This window comes from Pseudanabaena sp. lw0831 (genome assembly GCF_016584665.1).
In the GTDB taxonomy this organism is placed as follows: domain Bacteria; phylum Cyanobacteriota; class Cyanobacteriia; order Pseudanabaenales; family Pseudanabaenaceae; genus Pseudanabaena.
Map to the genome: position 1 here is coordinate 38,650 of NZ_BBJB01000029.1, position 24,613 is coordinate 63,262.

At 40.8% G+C, this 24,613-nt stretch carries 21 protein-coding genes and 1 pseudogene; 12 read left to right on the forward strand and 10 right to left on the reverse strand.

Annotated features, from left to right (window positions below):
- Positions 1 to 84: 84 nt before the first annotated feature.
- Together cimA and tatC are read right to left on the reverse strand one after the other, a co-directional pair.
- Complete coding sequence (gene cimA / locus APA_RS05840) at positions 85 to 1,692, reverse strand: citramalate synthase (protein ID WP_201321371.1); 1,608 nt, start codon at positions 1,690 to 1,692, stop codon at positions 85 to 87.
- Positions 1,693 to 1,750: 58 nt separating this feature from the next.
- Entirely contained in the window at positions 1,751 to 2,578 is an 828-nt protein-coding gene (gene tatC, locus APA_RS05845) for a twin-arginine translocase subunit TatC (protein ID WP_201321372.1), read from the reverse strand.
- Between the two features lie 357 nt (positions 2,579 to 2,935).
- Between tatC and APA_RS05850 the strand changes: the two genes are divergently transcribed.
- Entirely contained in the window at positions 2,936 to 3,325 is a 390-nt protein-coding gene (locus APA_RS05850) for a hypothetical protein (RefSeq protein WP_201321373.1), read from the forward strand.
- Positions 3,326 to 3,658: 333 nt separating this feature from the next.
- Here APA_RS05850 and APA_RS05855 read toward each other — a convergent pair whose 3' ends face one another.
- The 4 genes from APA_RS05855 to APA_RS05870 all read right to left on the reverse strand — a co-directional run bounded on the left by APA_RS05855 (position 3,659) and on the right by APA_RS05870 (position 7,043).
- The gene (locus APA_RS05855; RefSeq protein ID WP_201321374.1) at positions 3,659 to 5,134 is read right to left on the reverse strand and encodes a glycosyl hydrolase family 57; all 1,476 of its coding nucleotides are present in this window, start codon (positions 5,132 to 5,134) and stop codon (positions 3,659 to 3,661) included.
- A gap of 309 nt (positions 5,135 to 5,443) precedes the next feature.
- Positions 5,444 to 5,905, reverse strand: coding sequence for a hypothetical protein (locus APA_RS05860; protein ID WP_201321375.1), 462 nt, complete (start codon positions 5,903 to 5,905; stop codon positions 5,444 to 5,446).
- Entirely contained in the window at positions 5,905 to 6,327 is a 423-nt protein-coding gene (locus APA_RS05865; protein WP_201321376.1) for a hypothetical protein, read from the reverse strand. The genes APA_RS05860 and APA_RS05865 overlap by 1 nt, the downstream gene beginning before the upstream one ends.
- A gap of 263 nt (positions 6,328 to 6,590) precedes the next feature.
- On the reverse strand, positions 6,591 to 7,043 hold the full coding sequence (locus APA_RS05870) for an Hsp20/alpha crystallin family protein (protein WP_201321377.1): 453 nt from the start codon (positions 7,041 to 7,043) through the stop codon (positions 6,591 to 6,593).
- A 310-nt stretch (positions 7,044 to 7,353) separates the two neighbouring features.
- Here APA_RS05870 and APA_RS05875 point away from each other — a divergent pair, with 310 nt between their 5' ends.
- On the forward strand, positions 7,354 to 7,548 hold the full coding sequence (locus tag APA_RS05875) for a hypothetical protein (protein WP_201321378.1): 195 nt from the start codon (positions 7,354 to 7,356) through the stop codon (positions 7,546 to 7,548).
- Between the two features lie 35 nt (positions 7,549 to 7,583).
- Here the strand turns inward: APA_RS05875 and APA_RS05880 are convergent, their stop codons facing one another.
- Entirely contained in the window at positions 7,584 to 8,504 is a 921-nt protein-coding gene (locus tag APA_RS05880; RefSeq protein WP_201321379.1) for a hypothetical protein, read from the reverse strand.
- 1 nt (position 8,505) lies between these two features.
- Positions 8,506 to 10,230: a tetratricopeptide repeat protein gene (locus APA_RS05885; RefSeq protein WP_201321380.1), complete on the reverse strand. Its 1,725-nt coding sequence runs from the start codon at positions 10,228 to 10,230 to the stop codon at positions 8,506 to 8,508.
- Positions 10,231 to 10,433: 203 nt separating this feature from the next.
- Between APA_RS05885 and APA_RS05890 the strand changes: the two genes are divergently transcribed.
- The 7 genes from APA_RS05890 (at position 10,434) to APA_RS05920 (ending at position 17,373) form a co-directional block, all read left to right on the forward strand.
- On the forward strand, positions 10,434 to 10,712 hold the full coding sequence (locus APA_RS05890) for a hypothetical protein (RefSeq protein WP_201321381.1): 279 nt from the start codon (positions 10,434 to 10,436) through the stop codon (positions 10,710 to 10,712).
- A 2-nt stretch (positions 10,713 to 10,714) separates the two neighbouring features.
- Positions 10,715 to 11,104, forward strand: coding sequence for a type II toxin-antitoxin system RelE/ParE family toxin (locus APA_RS05895; protein ID WP_201321382.1), 390 nt, complete (start codon positions 10,715 to 10,717; stop codon positions 11,102 to 11,104).
- Positions 11,105 to 11,119: 15 nt separating this feature from the next.
- Positions 11,120 to 11,284, forward strand: a complete 165-nt coding sequence (locus tag APA_RS05900; RefSeq protein ID WP_201321383.1) for a hypothetical protein — start codon at positions 11,120 to 11,122, stop codon at positions 11,282 to 11,284.
- A 151-nt stretch (positions 11,285 to 11,435) separates the two neighbouring features.
- A complete protein-coding gene (locus APA_RS05905) occupies positions 11,436 to 14,111 on the forward strand; it encodes an ankyrin repeat domain-containing protein (RefSeq protein ID WP_201321384.1) in 2,676 nt (891 codons plus the stop codon).
- Positions 14,112 to 14,129: 18 nt separating this feature from the next.
- Entirely contained in the window at positions 14,130 to 15,563 is a 1,434-nt protein-coding gene (locus APA_RS05910) for a serine/threonine-protein kinase (protein ID WP_201321385.1), read from the forward strand.
- Between the two features lie 188 nt (positions 15,564 to 15,751).
- Complete coding sequence (locus APA_RS05915; RefSeq protein WP_201321386.1) at positions 15,752 to 16,507, forward strand: hypothetical protein; 756 nt, start codon at positions 15,752 to 15,754, stop codon at positions 16,505 to 16,507.
- A 5-nt stretch (positions 16,508 to 16,512) separates the two neighbouring features.
- A complete protein-coding gene (locus APA_RS05920; protein WP_201321387.1) occupies positions 16,513 to 17,373 on the forward strand; it encodes a cytochrome c biogenesis CcdA family protein in 861 nt (286 codons plus the stop codon).
- A 22-nt stretch (positions 17,374 to 17,395) separates the two neighbouring features.
- Here the strand turns inward: APA_RS05920 and APA_RS05925 are convergent, their stop codons facing one another.
- Together APA_RS05925 and APA_RS05930 are read right to left on the reverse strand one after the other, a co-directional pair.
- Entirely contained in the window at positions 17,396 to 19,648 is a 2,253-nt protein-coding gene (locus APA_RS05925; protein ID WP_201321388.1) for an NB-ARC domain-containing protein, read from the reverse strand.
- Positions 19,648 to 20,010: a transposase gene (locus tag APA_RS05930; protein WP_201321389.1), complete on the reverse strand. Its 363-nt coding sequence runs from the start codon at positions 20,008 to 20,010 to the stop codon at positions 19,648 to 19,650. Before APA_RS05930 ends, APA_RS05925 begins: the two co-directional genes overlap by 1 nt.
- 110 nt (positions 20,011 to 20,120) lie before the next feature.
- Here APA_RS05930 and APA_RS05935 point away from each other — a divergent pair, with 110 nt between their 5' ends.
- From APA_RS05935 to APA_RS05945, 3 genes and pseudogenes are all read left to right on the forward strand, one after another.
- Complete coding sequence (locus APA_RS05935; protein WP_201321390.1) at positions 20,121 to 21,404, forward strand: Glu/Leu/Phe/Val dehydrogenase; 1,284 nt, start codon at positions 20,121 to 20,123, stop codon at positions 21,402 to 21,404.
- Positions 21,405 to 21,569: 165 nt separating this feature from the next.
- Entirely contained in the window at positions 21,570 to 24,377 is a 2,808-nt protein-coding gene (secA, locus tag APA_RS05940) for a preprotein translocase subunit SecA (RefSeq protein ID WP_201321391.1), read from the forward strand.
- Between the two features lie 79 nt (positions 24,378 to 24,456).
- Positions 24,457 to 24,612: pseudogene (locus APA_RS05945) on the forward strand (IS1 family transposase); the annotation flags it as partial.
- Between the last annotated feature and the right edge of the window lies 1 nt (position 24,613).

Genomic DNA, 24,613 nt, shown 5'->3' on the forward strand with positions numbered 1-24,613 from the left:
CACTTTACGCTCTAACTTTTTTACTTGTTTGAGCACATAGGAGAACTGGCTCAGAAGCTTCTCTCCATGAGAGAGGCACAAGATTTAAGATTTTGTACATCGCACAGTAGATAGAAGTCCATACTCTAAACCTTCGGCAAGAGCTTTACAAGAAGCATCGATAATATTTTTCGATACACCAGCCGTTGACCAACGCCTCTTGCCATTACTGAATTCGATTAATACTCTAGTAGTTGCTTTAGTTCCAGAATCACTATTGAGAATTCGTACTTTATAATCGGTGAGATAGAAATTAGCGATTTCAGGATAGAAGCTAATCAGAGCTTTACGAAGCGCGATATCAAGAGCAGCCACTGGCCCATTACCTTCAGCGGCAGTAAGATGCTCTTCATCTTTGACCATCACCTTAACCGTAGCTTGAGAATTAACCAATCCATTGCTGTGGGTCGAGTCCGTAGTGCAATAAACATGAAAACTGCTAATTGTAAAAAATTTAGGGCGATCGCCTAATGCTTCGCGAACTAATAGATCAAAACTTGCTTCCGCAGACTCAAACTGATAGCCGAGTTGCTCTAGCTCTTTAGTCATCTGCAAGATTTGCCGACAGGCGGGATCTTCTTTGCGTAGACAAATGCCGAAGGTTTCGACTTTGGAGATCACATTGCTGATTCCGGCCTGTTCAGAGATAACGATGCGCCGATTGTTGCCGATGCTTTCGGGTGAAATATGCTCGTAGGTCAGGGGATTGCGCTGTACGGCGCTGACATGGATGCCACCCTTATGGGCAAAGGCAGAAGCCCCCACAAAGGGCGCATGGTCATCGGGAGCAAGATTAACAATTTCGCTGACTTGGCGAGAGACTTCGGTGAGCTGGGACAGCTTCTCGGCAGCGAGACAGTCATAGCCCATTTTTAGTTGCAGATTAGGAATCACCGTGCAGAGATTAGCATTGCCGCAGCGTTCACCATAGCCATTAATCGTGCCTTGTACCATAGTTGCGCCATGCTGGACAGCAGCGATCGCATTAGCGACAGCCAAGCCAGCATCATTATGGGTATGAATGCCAATTTGCGGGTTACTTCCCCATTGACGCAACGAATCATTCACGACTTCCGTAATTTTGGCAACTTCATCTGGCATAGTACCGCCATTGGTGTCGCAAAGGACAAACCATTCGGCTCCAGCATCAAGAGCTACTTTTAAGGTTTGCAGGGCATATTCAGGATTATTTTTGTAGCCATCAAACCAATGCTCAGCATCATAGATCAGACGGCGATCGCAACTTTTTAGATAAGCGATCGTGTCGCTGATCATGGCAAGATTTTCGACCAACGTTGTCCGTAATCCTTCGATGACATGGAGATCCCATGATTTACCAAAAATAGTGATCCATTTAGTCTCCGCAGCGATAATTGGCACAAGCATGGGATCGTCCTTGGCTTTGATTCCTGCACGTCTAGTCGAACAGAAGACTACTAGCTCGGCACTACTAAGGCGATATTCTTGCATTCGTCGAAAAAATTCACCATCCTTAGGATTTGCACCTGCCCAACCACCTTCAATAAAGGCAACTCCCATCTGATCGAGTCGAACTGCTATGCGCACCTTATCTTCCACTGACAGCGACAACCTTTCGCGCTGTGTGCCATCGCGAAGGGTTGTGTCGTAGATCAAAATATTTTGATTTTCCATTTTTTTATAAAATCCCAAAACTTGTGCTGCCTGATGCTCAGGAAGCACAGGTTATTGTTTATTTACCCATAGCCTTGACTAAGAAAATGCCACCAAAGTACAAAATGGCAACTGCACCAGCGAGCAGACTTTGGGTCATTGGGTCGGTGGATGGAGTTAAAACTGCGCCAAGGATAACTGCGCCAAGTACCACGTAGCGCCAACCCGCAAGCATTCGGGTGGAATTGACAATACCTGTCATTGCTAATAAGGCTTGAATCACAGGGATTTGAAATGCTAAGCCAGTGCTAAATAATAGCAGTAGTACAAATTCAAAATAGCGATCGATTGACCAAAACTGCTCAACCACATCGCCGCCATAGCTAATAAAGAAATTTAGGGCAGCAGGGATCAGTAACTCGTAAGCAAAGACAATGCCGAGGACAAATAAAATACTAGAGCCAAACACAATTGGCGCGATCGCACGTTTTTCTTTGCGTGTTAGACCTGGCAGAATAAATCGCACAATTTGATACAGGATGGCAGGGCTTGCCACCAATAAGCCACTATAGCCAGCAACTTTGATCGATACAAAGAAGTATTCGCCAGGCGCAAGTTGCAAAAATTTTACACCTTGGGCAGGAATTTCCAATAAAGCCACAATTTTGTTAACAAACGCAAAGCATCCAACTATCCCAACAAAAATGGCAATTAAGGCATAGAAAATCCGCGATCGCAACTCTTCAAGGTGATCAAATAAAGACATCTCGACATCTTCAATTACTTCTATATCTTCATTAACAATTGGAGGATCGACAACAGCGATCGCAGCCTCATTTACGTCCTCAATGGCTTGTGTATTAGACAAATCCTTTGGTTGATCTGCTTCAGTTACCGTCTCTAGCATGGTGTCGTTACTAAAATCTACTTGTCGATTGCTTAACCCGATTGCTTAACAAACTATCAAATAATCGAAGTATATCGATACTATAGCAACCAAACCCAACTTTAGAGTCGTCATCATGCTGCATATGGCATCTCAAAACCCAAAAGATGAGAGGTAGTGCTTAGCAACAACTCTCATCTTTTGAAGTCTAAAAAAAGAGAATTGCGTCGCAATTCTCTTTTGGGCTTTGGCGGCTATAGCCATATATGTTAACTTTCTGACATTTGGCTAGATCGAAACGATAAAAATGTTAGGTTTAATAGGGGCAAGGAAATATTACATGTTGCAGTTCACCATGTTAAATTTCAGGGGCAGTTAATGGCTTCATTCAAAATTTTAGGATTATTGGCGATCGCGAGCACTGTATTTTCCTTAAACACAGACTCTCTGACAGCCCAAGTGACAATTGGCAATGGTTCCCCCAATGCCTTATCTCCAGCGCATCAGATGCTACTGGAAATGCAACAGAGCAATGCCCCTGCCGTTGGTGGTGGCAGTATGCAGTTGTTGCGATTTACAGATAGAGCCGTCTCATTTGCCCCTTTAGAAGGGTTAGATCGACTTTTTAACTGGCAAGTTTCAGAGGAAGAGGGCATTGCGACCGAGAAAACTATGGGCGATCGCGTTGAAAAATTCAAGTTAAACCAGCGACAGCAAATAGTTTCCGATAGTCAGATGTTTCAAGCTATTAATCGCATTAATAAATAGTTAGGCAAAATGAAATATAAAATCCCAAAATCTGTACCGCCCGTTGCTCTAGCGGTACAGATTTTGGGAGTGGTTTATTAATTATGCTGATGTATTTACCAAGAATAAAAAACAAAAAATATTGAGTGGGTTGCAAAGCAGCCCACTCAATATTTTAATGAGAATTGCTGATTTTTGTGACTCTAGTACTACATTAAATCTTTGCAACCATTATTGAATGATGAACATGAAGTATTGCGAGTATTAGCAAAATTAGCGATCGCCCAAATCAATCGTCAGGCTCAAGAATAAATAAAACAAAAAAGGGCGCTAAGCGCCCTTTTTTGTTTTTGATTACAAAGCTTCACCACGTCGATAGAGTTCACGAGCATAGTCTGTCCATGTTCCTTGCCCCCAATAGCGGAAGCAACTAGTTTGGACTAAGAGATTGTAGAGCAGAGCTTGCTGGTAATCCGATCGCATAGTAATTGAGGGATCTTGCGCTACTAGTGGATCGTATTTTTTATGGAACTTGGCACTAAGTTTATTCATTGGCTCCAATACATTTTCGTAGCCATGCACCCAACTCATACTATTTGTCCATGATGCACCGTCCATATGGAATTGATGGTCACTTGCTTTTAGCTCGGTAATTGCTTGTTCAACTGTTGCAGTATTGCGATCGCCAATTTGATCAACCTTGCTCCAGACCTTATGCTGTTGTACTGACTGAACTACAGGGTAATCAAGCGGACTAACACCAGCCGCTTCGATCATTTCGAGATATTCAGTTCCATTTAGTCCCATAACACCTGAACTACCACGACCATTATTTTTAAGTTGATCCCAGACCAATGGATAATCACGAGGGAATTCATTCATCATTACGCCGCCATTCTCGCCATCAGCAATTTGCGAAACGAGAGAAGGAATCAAAACATTGCCAAGCATTTTTCTGCTACGACCTTTCGCTTCATGGTAAGGCTGCATTTGGGCAACCAACTTAGTATCTGAGCCTTGGGTCTTAATCAGAGCAGTAATACTTATTGATTCGCCTTGAGAATTCATGGCGACGAGACGATTTGGCAAATATTTCTGATCTTGAGTCAGTCCTGAACCATCAAGACATTCCACTGAATGCTCTTGAACCATAAGCCAACGATAGCCACATTCCTTGAGGGCTTTGATGTATTCATAGAGAGTGTCAGGATGATTAGGAAGATGCATCTCAGGTGGTGAGAAACCTTTAACACGCTTTAGAGCATCAATGCCAAAAATAGAAGCAAAATGACTTTGCCATGATTGAATATGGAGCTTCACATCGGGAATTGGCGTGGATGGAATCACCGCATGACTCCACATCGTACCGAGCCATTCTACATAGGGCTGATATTGGCGATCGCAGGTAATGCACCTGAGATTATCCAAAATGTCATGGCGCTGCATTTGCTGCAAGCCCCAGAGCAGATTTCCTGAATAGTCCAGCATAATCCGAGGATTGCTGCCCTGTGCGACTAATTGGGGGATGAAATCTCCCATACGGCTGTAGCACCATGCAAACACAGAAGCATTGTGATTATCGCCTTCGCCCTGATGTTCAAACATGTTTTGAAGGTTACAAATTAGCGCTCCATTTGCTCCTGCGGGAATGGTCGGCTGATGCATATGCAATGCACAGGCAAAGGCTGAGGTAATCTCTTCAAGGCGAAGATTATTATAAGGTAGAAATACTGGTGCATCATCTTGCACAGCGCGTTGAATTACGTCTTCATTTCCGCAAATGGCTGGGAAATCAGAGGCGACAAAGCTTGATGGTATAGCTGTAATCAAAACTTGTAAAACCTCAATAAATTACCTAAGAAGTATAGAAGGTGTTTTGTACTATACTTCTTAGATGTAATATTCTAGCGGTTTAGTGATTCTTTTACTGTTAAATAAGCAGAAAGAAAGCAGTGCAAATACACAAATAATTTTCTCAATTAAATCATTTGTGTCCTGAGATTGAGATACTACTTGGCAATGGACATTTAAGTCGTGATCGACGTATTTGCGTCTTTTTTACCTTGTAAAATGGTCATTCCAGATCGCATCCATTAATTAACAGTCCAGTGCCTACTACTTTATCTTTACAGTTACCTTTTAACATGAATATCGAATTTGTATACACATCTCAATAACAATTGACTCTGCCGCTACTACATCATTCATGTCAAGGTCATTTGGGTCAATATCATTGACAATTGAATCAATTATTTCGTCAGAAAATAGATCGTCAAGACCATCAAACTGCTCAAAAATCTCGTTGACTGAGTCTATTAACTCAGGATCGTATAGATCCATGTAGTCAAGTTCGTCGCTAATATCTAATTCATCTGTTTCATCTACTTCTTCTGCTTCAGCAGGTTCAACAAGTGGACTAATTAACCCCACAACAAAAGGAGCTATCCACAAGCCAGCTCTGATTACTCTTCCCGCAGTCTTAATATATTGTCTTGCTTTTTTCTTCTTCACGGCTTCTTGTTGAAGCTTTTTCATTTCGGCTAAGCCTTTAACAATATTTTTGATTTTTTTCTGCTTTTCTGCTGTAGAAGTAGAAGCCATTACCTTGTAACCTCAGCCTTATTATTGTTTTGTGAATTATACTCATTAATCAATTCAACAGCTTCTGCATATGCTAGCTGCCGCACTTCACGTTCTATAAATTTTTTCCCAATTTTTCTAAGTTCTGAAACAGTTTCAGAAAAAATAACATTGGCTAAACTTTGCGTTGAAATTGGTTTTCGATTACTAACTTGTTGTCCAATATACGATGAACCTTTAGATTTACCAGCCTGCTTGATAAAATTTGATATCGATACTGATGCCGAGTTTGTGTTTGGCAAAACTTTAGGTAGGGGAGGTGGATCTACTTTAGTTACAATCCTTGCTGCATCATCTGTAACACTACCAACGCCCTTAGCAATAGAAGAACATCCGCTAACAAGAAACACTACTAAAGTAAGAATCCATAATTTATTTTTCATGTTTTTGATATTGCTAAGCTTTATCTTACTTATTTTATATAGCAATATTTTTCAATTATGTCTATTAACAAATATTAAGAAATACTAATATACTGTTTGTATCTTAAACAATAAATTTTTTGGCAGCAAAAGAAATTATAGGAATCTTTTTTTGTAAATTAGATTTAAAGAAAAAGCCAGCAAAGGCATTATCATTATGATGATGCACTTTTGCTGGCTTTTTTTTCAGTTCTAATTTGAAATTATTCCAAAAATGAGGTTAATTAGGAAGCAGCAGGTAGCTCGCCAGTGACGTTGACTTTAAAAGCTTTGACTTCATTAGCTTTGGGCAAGGTCAATGTGAGGATACCATTGGTATATTCAGCTTTCACTTGTTCATGTTCGATCGCTACAGGTAAAGCAAATACACGGTGGAATTTACCATAGCTCATTTCGCTCCAGTAGTATCCTTTTTCAGATTCTTCCTTACGTTCAACATGGCGTTCACCAGCAACTGAGATCGAATCCTTGGTCACTTGAATATCAAGATCCTTAGCTTCGATTTCAGGAAGTGTGAGTCTCAGAGTTAAATAGTCGCCATCATCACGAAGCTCACTAGCAGGAATCCATCCGCCTTTTGCAGTTTCCTGATCTAGTGGTGCAAACTCACGGAATAAGCGATCAAATTGACGACGAACTTCTTCCATTTCTTGGAAAGGTTGCCAACGTACTAACATAAATATCACCTTTAACTATTTCAAAACAACGATGGAACGTTCAGAAGTAGATTAAGAATTAAGTTAATGTTTCGTACTTCGATTTCGTTCACAGGTTCATTATGAAATAACTGCAAAGCCATGAGCAGTAGGAGAAACACACTTTTAAAGTGTGTTTCTCCGCACAAGTTTTTTAAGTTTTGTAACGAGTCGCGTAGATTGTGCGGTGACCGATGACAGGTGAATAAATGAGTCAAAAACTGAGTCGATAAATGAGCCTTTTGAACTCAATTTTTTTGGCAATCTATTAAATATCAGTTGAGGAAAAGGTATGAGACTATTTTTAAGCAATGGCATTATCGTTATTATCGCGATCGCATCAGTTTTTAGTAATTCTTTGGACGCGATCGCGATCAAGAACCATGAGCGTAACGATCTGTCTCAGGTTTCTTTAGGTTATCCTGTTAATATTTCGATTATTCATCAAAGCAACCCGCGTCTGCCTCGTCCCAAGGGAAGTCGCTAAATTGATTTGAGAACTCTAAATAATTTTGAGAACCTTTATGCTCTCAGCGTTTGCTTCTTGAATGAGATTTTCCTGAGATAGCCGCCAGCGATCGCGACAGGAATTGTCAGATAGAGTGCAGTTGTAAAGAACCAAGAAGGCGTGGATGACGGGTTTGTATAATGCATTAAGATCCCTAGACTAGTAGATATAGTGCCAGTTAGAGCCGCATTAAAGATTTCATTTTGTTTTGCCCAGTGAGCCGAGAAAAAACCTCCTGCACAAGAAAATGTTAGTCCAATACAGAGATAAATAATCAAAAATAGATTGCTTGAGAATTCTGATTGCATCTGATATGGGCTTTTCCCTTGAATGGTAAGCAATACAGTGGCGATCGAGGTAAAGAAAAAAACTGTAGCTTCTGAACTAATTATATCTAGCAAAAATCCATAGATTGCAGCTCTAAGATTTAAGCGACCACTTAATTGTGTGATTAATCGGATTCGTAAATTAGATTTTTTATTCCAGTCAGATTTATTCGCAGATTCCTTGATTAGTGGTTTTGAATCTGTACTCAGAACCTCTTGAGAATCTTTTGTTTCAGTAATCAAGTTTTGTTGATCTGCTGGAAGGATCTCAGGTACAATTTCTTGCGTGTCTATCGTTAAATCTATTTTATGGCTCCATCTAGGAATTTCAGAGCTTGTTTGCTTGCCATAAATTTCTAGCACATTGATATTGGCGATCGCTAAATTTTGGAGCCCTGTCAGAACCATGGACACATATACTGCTTGATTTGGTACTTTCACTGATTCCAGTAAAATCTGAAGACAATCTTCGTGGAGTCTAACTGAAGCATTTACTCCCCGACGTTGGAAGGAGCGATTCATCAAGATGGATATAGCTTCTGGGTTTCCTTTTTGAGCTTGCTCTTTAAGACTGGATACTTTTTTTGGATCTTTTGCTTGGTCTTCCATGTTAGCGAACTCCTTTCTTATCTAATTTACGCATGATTTTCTGTTTGGATTGTTTGACTTCTTCCCAATCAGGATAGAGAACTAGAGCGCGATTATATGATTGTAGAGCTTCGCGATCGCGCCCTAGTTCTTCTAAAACTAAGCCTTGACTATACATAGCACGGGCATATTGAGGATCGATTTGTACAGCCTTTTCGTAAGCAACGATCGCTTCTGGATAACGTTTTAGGTCGTATAATATATCACCGCGTTGATGCCAGATATAGGCATAGTTGGCAATCTCGATCGCCTTGTCGATCGCTTTTAAAGCTTCTTGATTTTGCTTAGTATAGCTATGCGCTAAGCTACGGATATACCAAGCGAATACATGCCGTGGATTGATCTCAAGTGCGCGATCGGCTGAAGCAAGAGCTTCTGAAAATCGACCTAACCGACCTAACGCATCACCTCGATCGGCATAGATATCCGCAAGGCGACTTTTCCCTTTGCTACCTAAATCACCCTTAGCTTGAATTGCTAAATTATAATCTGCTAAGGCTAAGGTGTAATTCCCTTGATAAAGGTAAGCTTCAGCACGATTAGAATAAGCCAAAGCATATTCCGAATTAATTTCGATCGCTTGGCTATAGCTGTCGATCGCTAAGTCAAGATTGCGAAGATAGAAGTATGCAATCCCTTTATAGTTATATGCTACAGAATTTCGTGGATTTTTTCTTAGTATGCGATCGCAGTCGCGAATCACGCCTACATAGTCTCTGCGGTCATATTTGGCTTTGACTTGAGAGATGTCGCCATCATCATTGCTAGCAACGGCGCTAGATTCCACCCCACTATTAACAGAACGTCCAGCTAACTTACTCATGCTCTGAGGTATCCAATAACTAGCCGCGATCGCAGTGGCAACTCCTACTGACCACAAAACTGGAGAATACCAATGCCAAGCCCACCATTTACGAATATTTTTATTAGTAATTTGCTTGCTTGATAGATTCTCATCTGTTTTTGGAACTATATCAAGTTTTTGGAAATATCGCACTGTAAAAAAGACACTGCCGAACAAACCAATAAACGCTGCTAGAGAACTGAGCCAAGTATGGAGAAATAGCAAAGAGTTAAAAGTACCATGTAGAAGAATCGCGGCAAATAATGCTTTAAGAGCAATCCATGGGCGATGTTGAGATGAATTCTTTGCTTCTGCGAGAATGCTGCCCATGATTACACCTGCGATCGCGTGCATCGGTAAACTCACAAAGGCTCTGGCTTGAGCTATGTAATGCCCCATTTTGCTATGTAGCATGAACACATACATAATGTTCTCAATGCAAGCAAATCCTAAGCCAATGCAGACCGTTAGCATCACGATGTTGGTTTTAGTCTTAAAGGATTCGCTTTTCTTGAATGCTGAAAGCAAAATCAATAGCTTTAAGGCTTCTTCGATGAGTGCTGATAGGATGAATCCTCCTAATAAAGCATCTGGCAAAGAGAACGAAGGAGTATCTATTGAGGTATTCATCTGTTGGAAGTAGTTAGCGACTTTATTCCCAGATAAAATATAAGCGCCAACTCCTTCAATAAATCCCGCAGGAATGATGCAAGCCATTCCCATCAGAAGCGCTTTGAACTTGTCTTGATAGGGTTCACCAATTTGGCGATCGCATTCATAGAAGTAACAAAGAATGGCGATCGCGGGTGCGATCGCAATAAAGAAGCTCCAGAATAAAGACATAACTTGCACCTCTAACTGCACCTTGATAATTTGTTGCAAATTTTGCAAATTGCGCGACTCGGTGGCTATCTAGACATAATGTATTACTAGAGTATTACAAGGTATGCAGATTAAAGCAATGCTTTAAAATTGGTAAGGGTGTTAATATATTTGTAAGACACTGACGACATTTTGTACAAAGATCTTCTTGGGAGTAACCGACAATGCAGATTGCCTTAAGACCAGAACAAGAAATATTTGTTTTAGAAAAAATCAATCAAGGCGTTTATGGGAGTACGGAAGAACTCTTTGCTCTGGCATTTCAACTTTTGGAAGAGCATGAGATTAAAAAAAGAGAGTATGAAAAAAAACAACAAAAAATAATAGAGGTTCGTCAAAAAATCCTTGAAGGGATGGAAGATGTTCGGCAAGGAAGAGTGGTTGATGGGGAAGTTGTGTTTCAACAACTAGAAGAAAGATTAGAAGCGATGAGACAGAAGTAAGTATGAAAACTTTCTCTTTCTCAGAAGCAGCAGTTCGAGATATTAATGAAATCTGTGAATTTTATGGTCAAGAAAATGTTGATGTAGCTAGTAGGTTATTTGATAACATCCGCAAAAAATGCAAGTTATATGCTGAATTCCCTAATATGGGTAAAAAATATAGCCATTTCATCCCAAATAGGGAAGAGTATTATCAATCTTTTATCTCTAATCTTCGCGGGTTTATCGTTGATGATTATGTCGTGTTTTATTGTCCCAAAGCGCTAGTAAAAACTATGCACTTTCAGTGCAAGGCTTTAGCTGAAACCTTTAAAGCAGTTACTATGATTTCTTTGCAGAACTTTAGCGTGAGTAAAACCTGCATTATCATCATAGTCACATTACTAAAATAGGAAAACTAATAGAGTTTGGCTGAAGCTACAAATTTAGGACTTTCAGTCCTAGTCGAACCTATGCACTTCCAGTGCATAGTGGTTCAGTATCCAAGACAAGATGGAATTGATGTTTTCCGTATCATGTCGGGCAAGCAAGACTTGATAAGTATTTTGGAGGATTTAGACTATGAGCTATAAAAAAACAAGATTTATTGTGCGCGAATGAATGAGTTTTGGCACAAAGAACATTAAATAATATTGAAATTTCAGTTTTGTTTTACTGCATAGCTCATTAACATTCAGATATAAGTACTTAAAGCGTGCAGTAATCAGTCTCTAACCCATCGTTATGACTACTCCAAATGAGTACCAATTAGCAAAACAAGGCGATCCTAATGCGATCGCTACATATTTAAATGAAATGCTAAAGGGGCAAGGCATCTCGGCTTCTGCTAAACGTTTGGAGGAATGCCTATTATTGGCGATCGCATCCGATCCAATTGCCGATCGCGAGACTTTAGTAGATGCAGTAAGACTAGAACTCATCGATCTTGAGTCGAGAAGTATTACTAAGGTGCGAATGGGGGCTAGACAAATTGGACAGAAAGATTTTGCTTGGCAAGCTGAGTTTGACTTAGATTATCCAAAGCCATTCCCCAGTCTCGATCTATCTTTGGCTATGGATGATGAAGAGGCAAAAGATGGGTTACATGGAATTGGTTATGTAATTCGCGATCGCTATCAGATCTTAGAGATTTTGGGGCAAGGTGGCAATGGCATCACCTATGCTGCGACTGATTTACAGCAAAACAAAAAAGTGGCGGTTAAGGCTTTATCGTTGCGTCATATGAATGATTGGAAGCAAATCGAGCTTTTTGAGAGAGAGGCTAAGGTGTTGTCTCAACTCGATCATGTTGCCATTCCTAAGTATTTTGATTTCTTTACTATTGATACAGAGGAAGATCGTGCTTTTTATATTGTGCAGGAGTTGGCTCTAGGGCAAAATCTGGCGAAATTGATTGAGGCGGGATGGCGCACTAATGAGAAGGGTGTTAAGAAAATTGCAGAACAGGTTTTAAATATCTTAATTTATTTGCATGGACTAAGTCCATCTGTAATTCATCGCGATATTAAGCCGCATAACCTGATTTACGGTGATGATGGCAAGGTGTCTTTAGTTGACTTTGGCGCTGTACAGGATACCTATCGCAGCGCGATGGCGAGAGGTAGTACGGTGATTGGCACGTTTGGCTATATGGCTCCTGAGCAGTTTCGCGGTCAGGCGGTATCGGCAACGGATTTGTTTTCTTTAGGCGCAACGATTTTATTTATCTTGACTCATCGCTCTCCTTCGGAGTTGCCACAAGAAAGATTGCGCTATGATTTCCGTTCTAAAATTAAGGTTTCAGAGCAATTTGCCGACTGGTTGCAGAAGATGGTGGAGCCAGATTTAGGCGATCGCTTTGCTTCTGCGAGTGAGTCTCTAGCAGCTTTACAGAAGAAACAAATTGTCTGGTTTCCAAGAAGAAGACTTTCTTGGAAATCTTGGATTGCGATCGCTGGTATCGGCAGTATTTCGGCTGTTTTGATTAGTATTAATAAATGGATGATTTTAAGCTTTTACGATATATATCCCAAAATCTGTTCATTTGATGTGAAACAAAATCTTAACTCTAATACAATAACTAAGTTTATATCTGAACAATCAAACAAAAAACTTGAAGACATTCAGAGTTTTACAGAATATGTCAAACAAAGTAAAAGAAAACCTGAAGATATACAGGAGCTTATAGATTATGTAAAGCAAAGCAAAAAGTTGTCGAATAAGTTCCCAAGTCAAGATACTGATATTGATCGTTGCATCACAGAAAATCTTAATGTAGAAATGCTTGATTTCCTTAGTCAGAATGGAACTAAATTAGATTATCAGGGAATTTTATTGTCTACAAAATCAGAGGAAGTTATTGATTGGTTAATATCCAAAAAAGTTGATATTAATGCTAAAGATAAAAACAATAAAACAGCACTGTCAAATGCAGTACTAAATTACTTTAATGATGATGGCAATATCAATATTGTGAAACACCTGATCAAAAATGGTGCAGATATTAATCATCAAGATAATCTTGGACAGACACCTCTTCACTATGCGGTAGTCAAAAAGGATGATTATGTGGAATATACTACTGGAACTAGCCCTGATGGTTCTAAACATTACACTGTAGTAAAAACAGATAGTGTTATAGGAAGATATCCTATTAAAAAAATAGAAGAAAAGGACATGCCGAAGAGACCGATGGATCAACTTAAATTAGTTCCAAAAAGTTCAGATATTATACTCTTTCTACTTCAATCTGGTGCAAATATTAATGTAAAAGATATTTATGGGGCTACACCCTTACATTTCTCAATTGCTGACATGATTGGGACTAGACAATTTCAATGTTTACTCCAAAAGCTAAGCGATGAATGTATTGAAGCAGGCTTTCTCCCATTTGTCGAACTTCAATTGTCCTATATGTATAGCAAAAGTAGTAAGACAAAACTTTTAATTGAAAATGGAGCAGACATTAATACTAAAGACAATAATGGAAATACGCCTTTAGACTATGCATTTCGATATGTCTACGTAGTCGCAAAAGATAGCAAGCATTTTCGTGATTATGAGAGATACATCAAAGATTCTTGGCAATTGCAAATACTATATTACCTTTCTAGCAAAGGGGCAAATATTAATAACTTTAGGAAAGAATATTTGCAGATTTGCTTGATATACGCAATTGATAATGAAGATTTTGATTTTGCAAAGCTTTTAATTGATAAAGGCGCAAACGTTAACGTCAAGAGTAGCTATGATTTTACATATTTATATCATGCCTTTAGCGTTGGATATATGCCAATAGTTAAATTGCTAATTGAGAATAATGCAAATGTCAATATGATAAATAGTGATGGTAAAACAGCTTTATCAGTATCAAGAAATAATGAAATAGCAAAATTCTTAATTGAGAAAGGTGCAAAGTAGTAGACATACGGAGGCTCAATGAAATCAATTCATAATATTGGGGACATAGTTAAAGACTATCGAATTACGGGATTTCTTGGACAAGGTGGTATTGCTACTACCTATATTGCAGAACATCCTCGTGTTGGTGAAGTAGCTATTAAAGTTATTGCTTTGAAGCATTTTGAAAATTTTAAAATATTAGAACTTTTTGAAAGAGAGGCTAAAATATTAGCTCAACTCGATCACTTTGCTATTCCTCACTACCTAGGTTACTTTCAAATTGATAGACCAAGGCAAAGACTTTTTTATATAGTTCAACAGTTAGCCGATGGTGAAAATTTAGCTAATCTCATTGAAAATGGATGGAATCCTAACGAATTAGAAATAAAGCAAATTGCTGAAAGAATTTTAGAGATTCTCATCTATCTTCAACAGCTTATTCCTCCTGTAATTCATAGAGATATTAAACCTCAAAATATTATTTATAATCAATCTGCCAAATCGCAAGACAAAGACAAACTTTTTCTGGTGGATTTTGGTGCAGTACAAGATACCTATCACAACTCTCTTACGGGCGGCAGCACAATTGTCGGTACTTATGGCTATATGGCTCCTGAACAGTTTCGCGGTCAAGCAAAACTCAGTACAGATCTTTACGGATTGGGCGCAACCTTAATTTTTCTGTTAACCCACAAGCATCCATCTGAGCTACCACAAAGAAAACTTAAAATTGATTGGCGATCGCAAATTAATCAAAACAAACTAGACAAACATTTTGAAACTTGGCTAGATAGAATGATCGAACCTGCGATCGAGGAGAGATTTAGATCGGCTGAGGAAGCATTAGCCGTTTTACAAGAAAAAAGAACCTATACAAGCTCCAAGAATTCTCGTCCAATAGCTAGCAAGATTGCTATAACGGAAAGCGAGAATAAGCAAATTATTTCTATCCCACCAGTTTTGCTACGCAGTAATTACAGTCGCTTTTTTCTTGCTATTCCTATAATCTGGAATATTTTCTTGTTATTCTACTTATGGGTAGTTGTTCAGACAATCCCACAAACACTTGATTTTAATCGTATTCTGACTAGCATCTCTTTTAATGCTTTAGTCTTTCTCGTAATTGTTGTACTAGTAAGTGTATGGATACTTTTTGCGTTTCTGATCGCATGTGCATCTAAAGTAGATATCGAGATTGATGCGAACTCAATCTTAATAAGGCGGAGTATTTTTGGTTGGAGAATCCAAAACACTAGAAAAATAGGACAAGTTGGGCGTATATTACAGGCAAACCTCAAAAGCATATTACTATCAATAAAACGAGGCTCTCCAATCACAGTCTGTAATTTAACTATTAAACGCCGCAATATCCGCTTTGCAGCGTTTCTCTCTGAAGAAGAAAAACAATGGTTGATTGGAGAAATTCAAGACTTTGTGGAAAAGCAAAAACTAAAATTAGAAGAAGGTTAGGATTTATTGCATAGTTATTTGCTTGGTAGAGATACGTATAGTTATCTAGAGCTTCGAGTAAATAGATCTAAAATCCAAAGTATAATCATGAAAATTATTGGTTTTTATCTAAATCAACTGGCTAACATCTAAAACATACATCTATATAAAATCTGCTAGAAAGTTTATTTATCTTTATCAAGAAACTTATGAGATTTTTAAAAAAGCATAATTCAGCGATCGCTTGCCTACTCACCTTATTTACATTGACAAATGTAATAGGATGCAGTCAGGAATCTCCCCAAGCAAAGACTGCCCCAAATACAACAACTCCAGCAATAACAGCTTCACCCGTAGCAGCGAATGCCACAGCCCAAAAGCGAACCTTTACACCTGAGATTGTTAAGGCTTACGTCGAAGGCTGTCAAACATCGGGTGGAACAAAAACATATTGCAACTGTTTTATCGGGAAAATCAAAGTGTCATTCAGTCCAGATGAATTTGACCAAGCTGGTGAGACCTTCAAATTAAAAGGCAAGATTCCCGATGCTATAGCCAAATCTATGAAAGCATGTGAACCTGCTCCAGTTCCCACAGCAAAACCAACAGTTTCTTCAACAAATCAACCACAAAATATTCCTGCATCTGTACCTGCGCCTGCAAACGATAATGCAGAACAACAACTTGCACAACACCTTAAGAAAATTGGAGCAGTTATGTATGGCACTTATTGGTGTCCATATTGTACTAAACAGAAAAAGCTTTTTGGAGAGGCAATTAGTGAAGTTCAATATGTTGAGTGCGATCCAACAGGGAATAATGCAAGCCCAGAGCTTTGTGAGAGCTTTGGTGTGAGGAGCTATCCTACTTGGCAAATTAATGGTCAGTCTTATCGTGGAAGTCGCGATCTTAAAGATATTGCCACAATTTCTGGTTATACAGGCTCGCGCAACTTTAAATATTAAAGTCTATGTCACGCATTAATAAGCTTATCCAAACGTTTTCTAAGACTGCCTTTGGGAGATTATTTATTCCGATTACGCTTGGTATTGCTACGATAATTACAATCTTAGGAATGAGCCAAGTTAATTGGATATTACTGTTCCAACCAGTTCAAGATTTTGTGCTTCAGGTGGATTCTAGCTATCACAATTGGTTTAGCCAACAGACAACTACAAATCCATTTATATTAGTTCCGTTAGCATATACTGGTGGTCTGATTGCTAGTATCTCTCCATGCATATTAGCTTTACTCCCAGTTAATCTTAGCTATATTGGAACCCGTGAGATTACATCACGATGGGATGCCTTTATCAAAGCTGGCGGCTTTGTGTTGGGAGTTGTAACTGTTCTTTGTATACTTGGACTTTTTTCTTCCCTTGCTGGGTTTGTAATGATTAAATATCGAGGATACATTCACACTCTTGTGGGAATTATTATCCTTTTAATGGGATTAAGCCTCTGGGGTGTTTTTCGCTTACCCTTACCTCAAACAAACTTTAGGTTGCCTGCTCTTGGTTCTTATGGAATTGGTTTAACCTTTGCTCTATTAAGTTCTCCTTGTTCTAGTCCAATTCTATTTGCTGTTCTGGCTGCCGCCGCTACTTCAGGCTCTCAATTTTACAGTGTTTTGGCTATGATTAGTTATGCCTTGGGTTACACTACCATTATTTTCTTAGCCAGCTTATTTACAGGTTTGGCGAAGCAGGCGCGATCGCTAATGAAGCATTCTGAAATGATTACCCGCATTGGCAGCATTGGCTTAATCCTAATGGGAGGATTTTATCTGATGACAGGTATGCAATGGATTATAGCAACATTAAAGATTTAATCTAGACAATTCAGTTGTGAAATTATCGCAGATAGATATTTTTCCATTTATAGCGATCGCAATCTACCCCAAACACCTTCACCAAAGCCAGAAAATTACTCCCAGCATAACCAACTATCAAATCTGATTTGCCTTGTAACTGAGGAATGAAAAAATCAAAAATTAATTGGATTTTCTTCTCACTGCGATAAGCTCTCCAGATGCCATTTCGTAACCGTAAAAGTATTCGCGCTTCGTTAGGGGCTTCCAAATTTTGACATTTAAGTTTAACCAACGCACAAGTACGAAATAACCTTAGACACTCAATATCCTGAGTCGCGATCGCCTCAAAAAACTCCTCTAGAATTTGCTCCACAAGCTCTTCCAGCAAATACTTCATCAAAAAAGGCTGAAGCGTAAAACATATCTCCACTTCATCGACCACTTTCTCGATCAGCGATCGCCTTTCGAGTGCCGCGAGAACCTCAAAGATTTGAGAAAAGGGTGGAGGCATCAAAAGATTTTCTCGCAATCTTGCTAAAGTCAGTGGTTCGCGTTCGATTGTCAACCAATAAAGAATCTCTTTCTCTAGTTCGGATAGGCGATCGACCTGTTGCTTGAGTAGTGACCTCATGCGATCGCCAATCACGATGGTATTTTCTTGCAAAAATGCTCGCACATCATTCCCAAACACCTCGCAAATTATCGTGGCAATCATTTTTAGAGCCAATGGATTACCACCGTAAAGAGTTGTAATTTCTTGCAGTTCTCGCTCATTGCCATGACAACCCTTGGCGTTAAATAGTTCGATTACTTCAGCAATTTCTAAACCTCGCAACCCCAAAGCTCGAACTGGTGAAGATGCTCCCTCATGCATAGCAACTTCTGTGGGCTTCTCGCGACTGGTCAGCAGCAAACAACTTTGATGGCGATCGCTTGCTAATCTGTTTAAGATTTCTCCATATCCTTCATAGCCTGTCTGATAGAACCCCGTCTGTGGTTTGACCTTTCCTTCACTACTCAAAAATATGGCTTCCAATCCATCAACGATCAACAAACAACGATATTGCTGGCAATAGTCGATTAGTTGATTGATACCCTGTTGCAAGTTGTCAATACTTTCTGGCTCCTGAGCATTAGCAAAAAATCGCAGTAAATCTTGCAAAAATTCTTTTGGTGTCGGCGTGGACTGAAGCGATCGCCAAATCAAACGCTCGAATTTATCTTGCAAGCGATCGGCACAAGCTACAGCTAGTGAAGTTTTGCCAATTCCACCAATGCCCAAAATCGATACAACCTTGCAGCGATCGCTTATCAACCAAGTCTCTAGCAACTCTAGCTCATCTTCTCGACCGTAAAAATCTGTCAGATCGGGTGATTCATTCCAATCCTGCTGAAGTAGAGGAACTGGTAATATGCCCACCGATTTTTTCTGTAAAGCGAATACTTCTTTTTGACTTCTATTGCCACAAATGATGTTGTAAACGGGAACAGGCTGAACAATATTTTTGAGCTTTCGCAAGCCTCCATAGACAATTTCTTTTGCTAGATTGCCTTTCACGGTGTCGTAAACTGATTGCGAAATACAAACTCCCATCGGTTCGCATTCAGCTTGTAAACGTGCGGCAATATTTACGCCATTGCCGATGACATCCCCAGCATTTACAAAAATATCTCCCAAATGAATACCTATGCGGTGCAATAAAACTTCATGTGGCAAAACATCATTAGTCTGGTGAGTAAGATTAGTTTGAATGGCGATCGCGCAATTTACAGCCTGAATTGCACTTGTGAAATACATTAGTAAACCATCGCCATTAGACTTGATCACTTTCCCCCCCCAATCTAAACATAACTGCTGCATGATCTGAAAGTCATGATTTAAGATCTTGATTGTCTGAATTTCATCGATCTCCATTTTGGTGCTGAATTCGACTACATCCGTAAAAACTATTGCGGCTAAACGTTTAGACTCCAATAACAGTGAGAAATTTGGGTCTTGCTCAACTACTTGATTAGATTGATAAGGCTCCACATGAACTGTCGTAAGTACGTCCTGATCTTCTGAGAAATTATTTTCGGAGATCGCTTGCCAATCCGTTAGCCCCACAGCCAGACAAATAGCAATAAACGTCTCGCGATCGATCGCTATGCCCCGCCAAAATCTTCTCAATGTTGCCTGAGAGGTATGGGCTGCTTGCCACCAAGCCAATGTCCGCGTTTTTGTCCAGCCTTTACGCCGCCTAGCGCGATCTGCTAATTCAAGCCCTTGTTTTGATGCTTTAAGCGTAGACATTAGTTAATTGGGTTAGGGTAATTTTTGAGGTTTTGCATAGCTCTACTTAGCCTAGATAATAGACTAGGCGTTGCTTCTCGACCATCCGCTAAACATACTTGTTCGCTGATCTTGCGATTGATTTGAGCTATAATTCCCATTCTTGTCCTCCTTTGGAAGTAGAAGTAAACCATCGAATATGGTGGGAAATCATGTGGCAGATTTTGCCATGTACAACCATTCTTGGTTATGTAGAAAATCCCATTTAGCACTTCCCGAAAGTCTGTTTTTGGTGGTCTCCCAAATTTTGACGGTTTCGGCATCATTGGGGCAATTATTTCCCACTCTTTGCTTGATAAATCGGTATTATAGGGTTGGCGCATCTTGATAGGCTGATACTAGACTTCATCAGTATTTATACCTGTTTTGGTGCGCCCTTGCATTCTTAAATGCTTTCTCAGATTTGTCTAATCACAGAACACTGGAGGTCTTGGTGTCAGAGTCTTTATTCGATCAGGCAAGCGAACGGCTGGCGGATGCGATCGCCCATGTAAATATTTCTGAAGATGCGATCGAGCGATTAAAATCACCGAAAGCGAGTTTGCAAGTTTCCATTCCAGTGCGAATGGATGATGGAACTCTGAAAGTTTTTCAGGGCTATCGTGTGCGCTACAACGATTTACGGGGTCCAACCAAAGGGGGGATTCGCTTCCATCCCAATGTAAACATGGATGAAGTAAAGTCCTTAGCATTTTGGATGACCTTTAAATGTGCGGCAGTGAATTTGCCCTTTGGCGGGGCAAAAGGTGGTGTCGCCGTCGATCCAAAGCAATTATCTAAGTTTGAATTAGAACGACTCAGTCGAGGATATATCAATGCGATCGCTGATTTTATGGGGGCAGATGTGGATATTCCTGCACCCGATGTCCAGACTAACCAGACGATCATGGGATGGATGGTGGATGAATATAGCAATATTCAGCGTCGGCTTTGTCCTGCGGCGATTACTGGTAAACCGATCTCTATGGGGGGTAGTCTCGGACGCGAAACCGCGACGGGCTTAGGGGCATTTTTTGCGATCGAGACTTTGCTGCCATTGTTAAAAATGCAGCGCGAACAAACAACAATAGCTGTCCAAGGATTTGGAAATGTCGGCGCTGCGATCGCCGATCTATTGAGTAAGGCAGGCTACAAGGTTCTAGCGGTAAGCGATTCTAAGGGCGGTATTTATGCAAAGCAAGGGCTAGATGTGCCGAGCATCATCAGTTATAAAAATTCGACTCGCAGTTTTCAGGCAGTGTACTGCGAGGATTCAGTATGTAATATCGTCGAGCATCAAACGATTACCAATGAGGAGCTGCTCCAGCTCGATGTCGATATTTTGATTCCTGCGGCGCTAGAGAATCAAATCACTGAACATAATGCTCACGAGATCCGCGCTAAATATATTTTCGAGATCGCGAATGGGCCAGTCACTCCTGCTGCGGATGCAATTTTGGAAAAACGCGGAATCATGGTTTTTCCTGATATTCTCGTGAATGCAGGTGGAGTCACCGTTAGTTATTTTGAATGGGTACAGAATCGTAGTGGCTTATATTGGACGCTTGAGGAGGTAAACGATCGCCTCAAACACAGCATGATCGCCGAAACTCTGAGAATCTGGAAAATTGCCGACCAAAAACAAATTTCCATGCGAACAGCCGCCTATGTCCATGCCTTGACGCGCCTGAGTGAAGCGATCGATGCTAAAGGTACAAGGGCTTATTACACGCAATAAACCAAATAAAAAGTGTTGCTTCGCAACACTTTTTATTTGGTTTCGCGATCGCTTCGGTTATCCGAAGCTTGTAATCTCAACAGTCGGGTAATATATACTTGTAGTCCAAAATCGTATTAAATATCACGTTTGGCGCATCCCCTGTTTTAACTGCATTCGGTAGCTATGTTTAACTTAAAAAACCTGATTGGCGATCCTAATAAGCGTAAGCTTGACAAACTCCGTCCCGAAGTGGCTCTCATTAACTCCCTAGCCCCAGAGTTAGCGGTGCTAAGCGATCGCGAATTGCAAGGAAAGACAGGAGAGTTTAAACAGCGCCTCGAAAAAGGGGAACCACTTGACGAACTACTCCCTGAAGCCTTTGCTGTTGTCCGTGAGGCAGCCACCCGCGTTTTAGGGCTGCGTCATTATGATGTGCAGATGCTCGGCGGCATGATCCTGCATCGTGGTGAAATTGCCGAAATGAAAACAGGAGAAGGCAAAACCCTCGTCGCCACCTTGCCTAGCTACCTTAACGCTCTCTCAGGCAAAGGCGTGCATGTAGTCACGGTTAACGACTACCTCGCCCGCCGTGATGCAGAATGGATGGGGCAAGTACACCGCTTTCTAGGTATGTCGGTAGGCTTGATTCAAAACTCAATGGAGCCAATCGAGCGCCGCAAAAATTATGGCTGTGATATCACCTATGCCACCAACAGCGAACTAGGTTTTGATTATTTACGCGACAACATGGCGACTAGCATTGAAGAAGTAGTGCAGCGCCCCTTTAACTTCTGTGTAATTGACGAAGTTGACTCGATCCTAATTGATGAAGCACGTACTCCCCTAATTATTTCAGGCATGGTCGAACGCCCGACCGAGAAATATTTAGGCGCAGTCACGATCGCTGCCCAAATGCAGCCAGAAACCCATTATGAAGTTGACGAAAAGCAGCGCAACGTCGTCATGACCGATGAAGGTTTTGAGCTTGCAGAAAACCTACTCGGCGTTACTGACTTGTTTGACCAAGCCGATCCTTGGGCGCATTATGTATTTAACGCACTGAAGGCAAAGGAATTGTTCCTCAAAGATGTGAATTACATCGTTCGCGATGGTGAAGTCACGATCGTTGATGAGTTTACAGGGCGCGTCATGCCAGGTCGTCGTTGGAGCGATGGATTGCATCAAGCGATCGAGGCAAAAGAAGGTACGGATATTGAGAATGAAACCCAAACTCTCGCCACGATTACCTATCAAAACTTCTTCTTGCTTTATCCAAAACTTGGTGGCATGACTGGCACGGCAAAAACCGAAGAAGCCGAACTAGGGAAGATCTATAATCTCGAAGTCACAACTATGCCTACCAATCGTAAGAGCGGACGTGGTGACTGGTCGGATGTGGTCTACAAAACTGAAGCGGCCAAGTGGCGAGCCGTTGCCGAAGAATGTCGCGAAATGCATGAATCAGGTCGTCCTGTGCTAATTGGAACTACCAGTGTTGAAAAATCTGAAGTATTAGCGCGGTTGTTGAGTGAAAAAGAAATTCCTCATAATCTCCTCAATGCAAAACCAGAGAACGTAGAACGAGAAGCCGAAATCGTTGCTCAAGCTGGTCGTAAAGGCTCGATCACGATCGCTACAAACATGGCAGGTCGTGGTACAGACATTATCCTCGGCGGTAATGCTGACTATATGGCACGTTTGAAGGTGCGTGAAAGCTTTATGCCGATGATTGTTCGTCCTGAAGATGACGAAGACTTTACCAATGAAGGTCAGCGCATGTTTAGCGATCGCCCTCAAAAAGGACAGGGATTCGGATCAACGGATGGCAAAAAGAAAAAGACTTGGAAAGTATCCGATAGTCTCTATCCTTGTGAACTCTCCAAAGATGCTCAAGCAATGCTCAAAGAGGCTGTTGATTTTGCGGCTGAGAAGCTTGGTAGAATGAGTCAATCGGAATTGGAAGCGGAAGAAATGCTGGCGGTTGCTTCTGAGAAAGCACCTACCGATGATGAAGTCATCCAAAAACTTCGTAATGCGTTCACTTTGATCAAGCGGGAATATGAAGAAGTCACCGATGCTGAGCATGAGCAAGTAACAAAACTGGGCGGCTTACATGTGATCGGCACTGAACGTCATGAATCTCGTCGGGTGGACAATCAGTTGCGCGGTCGTTGCGGTCGCCAAGGTGACCCAGGTTCGACGAGATTTTTCCTCAGTCTCGAAGATAACTTGATGCGGATTTTTGCAGGCGATCGCGTTGCAGGTCTGATGAATGCCTTCCGCGTCGAAGAAGACATGCCGATTAGCTCAGGAATGCTCACCAGCGCTCTTGAAAACGCCCAGAAGAAAGTAGAAACATACTACTACGACATTCGTAAACAAGTCTTTGAATACGATGAAGTCATGAACAATCAGCGTCGAGCCATCTATGCTGAACGTCGGCGTGTACTTGAGGGTGAGAACTTACGCGATCGCGTGATCGAATATGCCGAACGCACCATGGATGATATCGTCAATGCCTATGTTAATCCTGAACTTCCACCAGAAGAATGGAATCTCGTAGCGATGGTCAAAAAGATCAAGGAATTTGTGAATCTCTTACAAGATCTCGAGCCAGACCAGCTTGATGATATGTTCTTACCTGAGATGCAAGCATTCCTGCGTGAAGAAGTTCGCCGAGCCTATGAAATCAAAGAAGCGCAAGTGGAATCCTTGCAAGTTGGTTTGATGCGTCAAGCCGAACGCTTCTTTATCTTGCAGCGGATTGATTCTCTCTGGCGCGATCATTTGCAAGCAATGGAATCTTTACGCGAATCGGTTGGTTTACGTGGCTATGGACAGAAAGATCCTTTGATTGAATACAAGAGCGAAGGCTACGAAATCTTCCTAGACATGATGACCCAAATCCGTCGTGATGTTGTCTACTCTCTATTCGAGTTCGATCCACGACCTCAGCAACAGCCTGAAACCATCGAAGCTGAATTTGTCTAAATTCAACAAATAAAAGGGAGCGCCAAGCGCTCCCTTTTATTTTGAGTTGCCGAGGTAAGTAAGGGGTAGAGTTGTTCTGAATAAGGCTGTTGGGAAAGAGTCTGGTAAAACCAATTTTATTGAGCGGTTTAACTGTACGATGCGACAACATGTCTCTCGATTAGTTCGCAAAACGCTCTCCTTCTCTAAAAAACCAGAAAATCACATTGGGGCTATCTGGCTCTTTATTCATTAAT

What these genes read in the sequence shown, in the direction of transcription:
- cimA (WP_201321371.1), bottom strand. Translation starts at nt 1,692, where the DNA reads ATGGAAAATCAAAATATTTTGATCTACGACACAACCCTTCGCGATGGC.
- APA_RS05930 (WP_201321389.1), bottom strand. Translation starts at nt 20,010, where the DNA reads ATGCGCCAACCCTATAATACCGATTTATCAAGCAAAGAGTGGGAAATA.
- APA_RS05910 (WP_201321385.1), top strand. Translation starts at nt 14,130, where the DNA reads ATGAAATCAATTCATAATATTGGGGACATAGTTAAAGACTATCGAATT.
- APA_RS05890 (WP_201321381.1), top strand. Translation starts at nt 10,434, where the DNA reads ATGCAGATTGCCTTAAGACCAGAACAAGAAATATTTGTTTTAGAAAAA.
- APA_RS05870 (WP_201321377.1), bottom strand. Translation starts at nt 7,043, where the DNA reads ATGTTAGTACGTTGGCAACCTTTCCAAGAAATGGAAGAAGTTCGTCGT.
- APA_RS05865 (WP_201321376.1), bottom strand. Translation starts at nt 6,327, where the DNA reads ATGAAAAATAAATTATGGATTCTTACTTTAGTAGTGTTTCTTGTTAGC.
- APA_RS05880 (WP_201321379.1), bottom strand. Translation starts at nt 8,504, where the DNA reads ATGGAAGACCAAGCAAAAGATCCAAAAAAAGTATCCAGTCTTAAAGAG.
- tatC (WP_201321372.1), bottom strand. Translation starts at nt 2,578, where the DNA reads ATGCTAGAGACGGTAACTGAAGCAGATCAACCAAAGGATTTGTCTAAT.
- APA_RS05915 (WP_201321386.1), top strand. Translation starts at nt 15,752, where the DNA reads ATGAGATTTTTAAAAAAGCATAATTCAGCGATCGCTTGCCTACTCACC.
- APA_RS05925 (WP_201321388.1), bottom strand. Translation starts at nt 19,648, where the DNA reads ATGTCTACGCTTAAAGCATCAAAACAAGGGCTTGAATTAGCAGATCGC.
- APA_RS05850 (WP_201321373.1), top strand. Translation starts at nt 2,936, where the DNA reads ATGGCTTCATTCAAAATTTTAGGATTATTGGCGATCGCGAGCACTGTA.
- APA_RS05875 (WP_201321378.1), top strand. Translation starts at nt 7,354, where the DNA reads ATGAGACTATTTTTAAGCAATGGCATTATCGTTATTATCGCGATCGCA.
- APA_RS05885 (WP_201321380.1), bottom strand. Translation starts at nt 10,230, where the DNA reads ATGTCTTTATTCTGGAGCTTCTTTATTGCGATCGCACCCGCGATCGCC.
- APA_RS05920 (WP_201321387.1), top strand. Translation starts at nt 16,513, where the DNA reads ATGTCACGCATTAATAAGCTTATCCAAACGTTTTCTAAGACTGCCTTT.
- secA (WP_201321391.1), top strand. Translation starts at nt 21,570, where the DNA reads ATGTTTAACTTAAAAAACCTGATTGGCGATCCTAATAAGCGTAAGCTT.
- APA_RS05860 (WP_201321375.1), bottom strand. Translation starts at nt 5,905, where the DNA reads ATGGCTTCTACTTCTACAGCAGAAAAGCAGAAAAAAATCAAAAATATT.
- APA_RS05905 (WP_201321384.1), top strand. Translation starts at nt 11,436, where the DNA reads ATGACTACTCCAAATGAGTACCAATTAGCAAAACAAGGCGATCCTAAT.
- APA_RS05895 (WP_201321382.1), top strand. Translation starts at nt 10,715, where the DNA reads ATGAAAACTTTCTCTTTCTCAGAAGCAGCAGTTCGAGATATTAATGAA.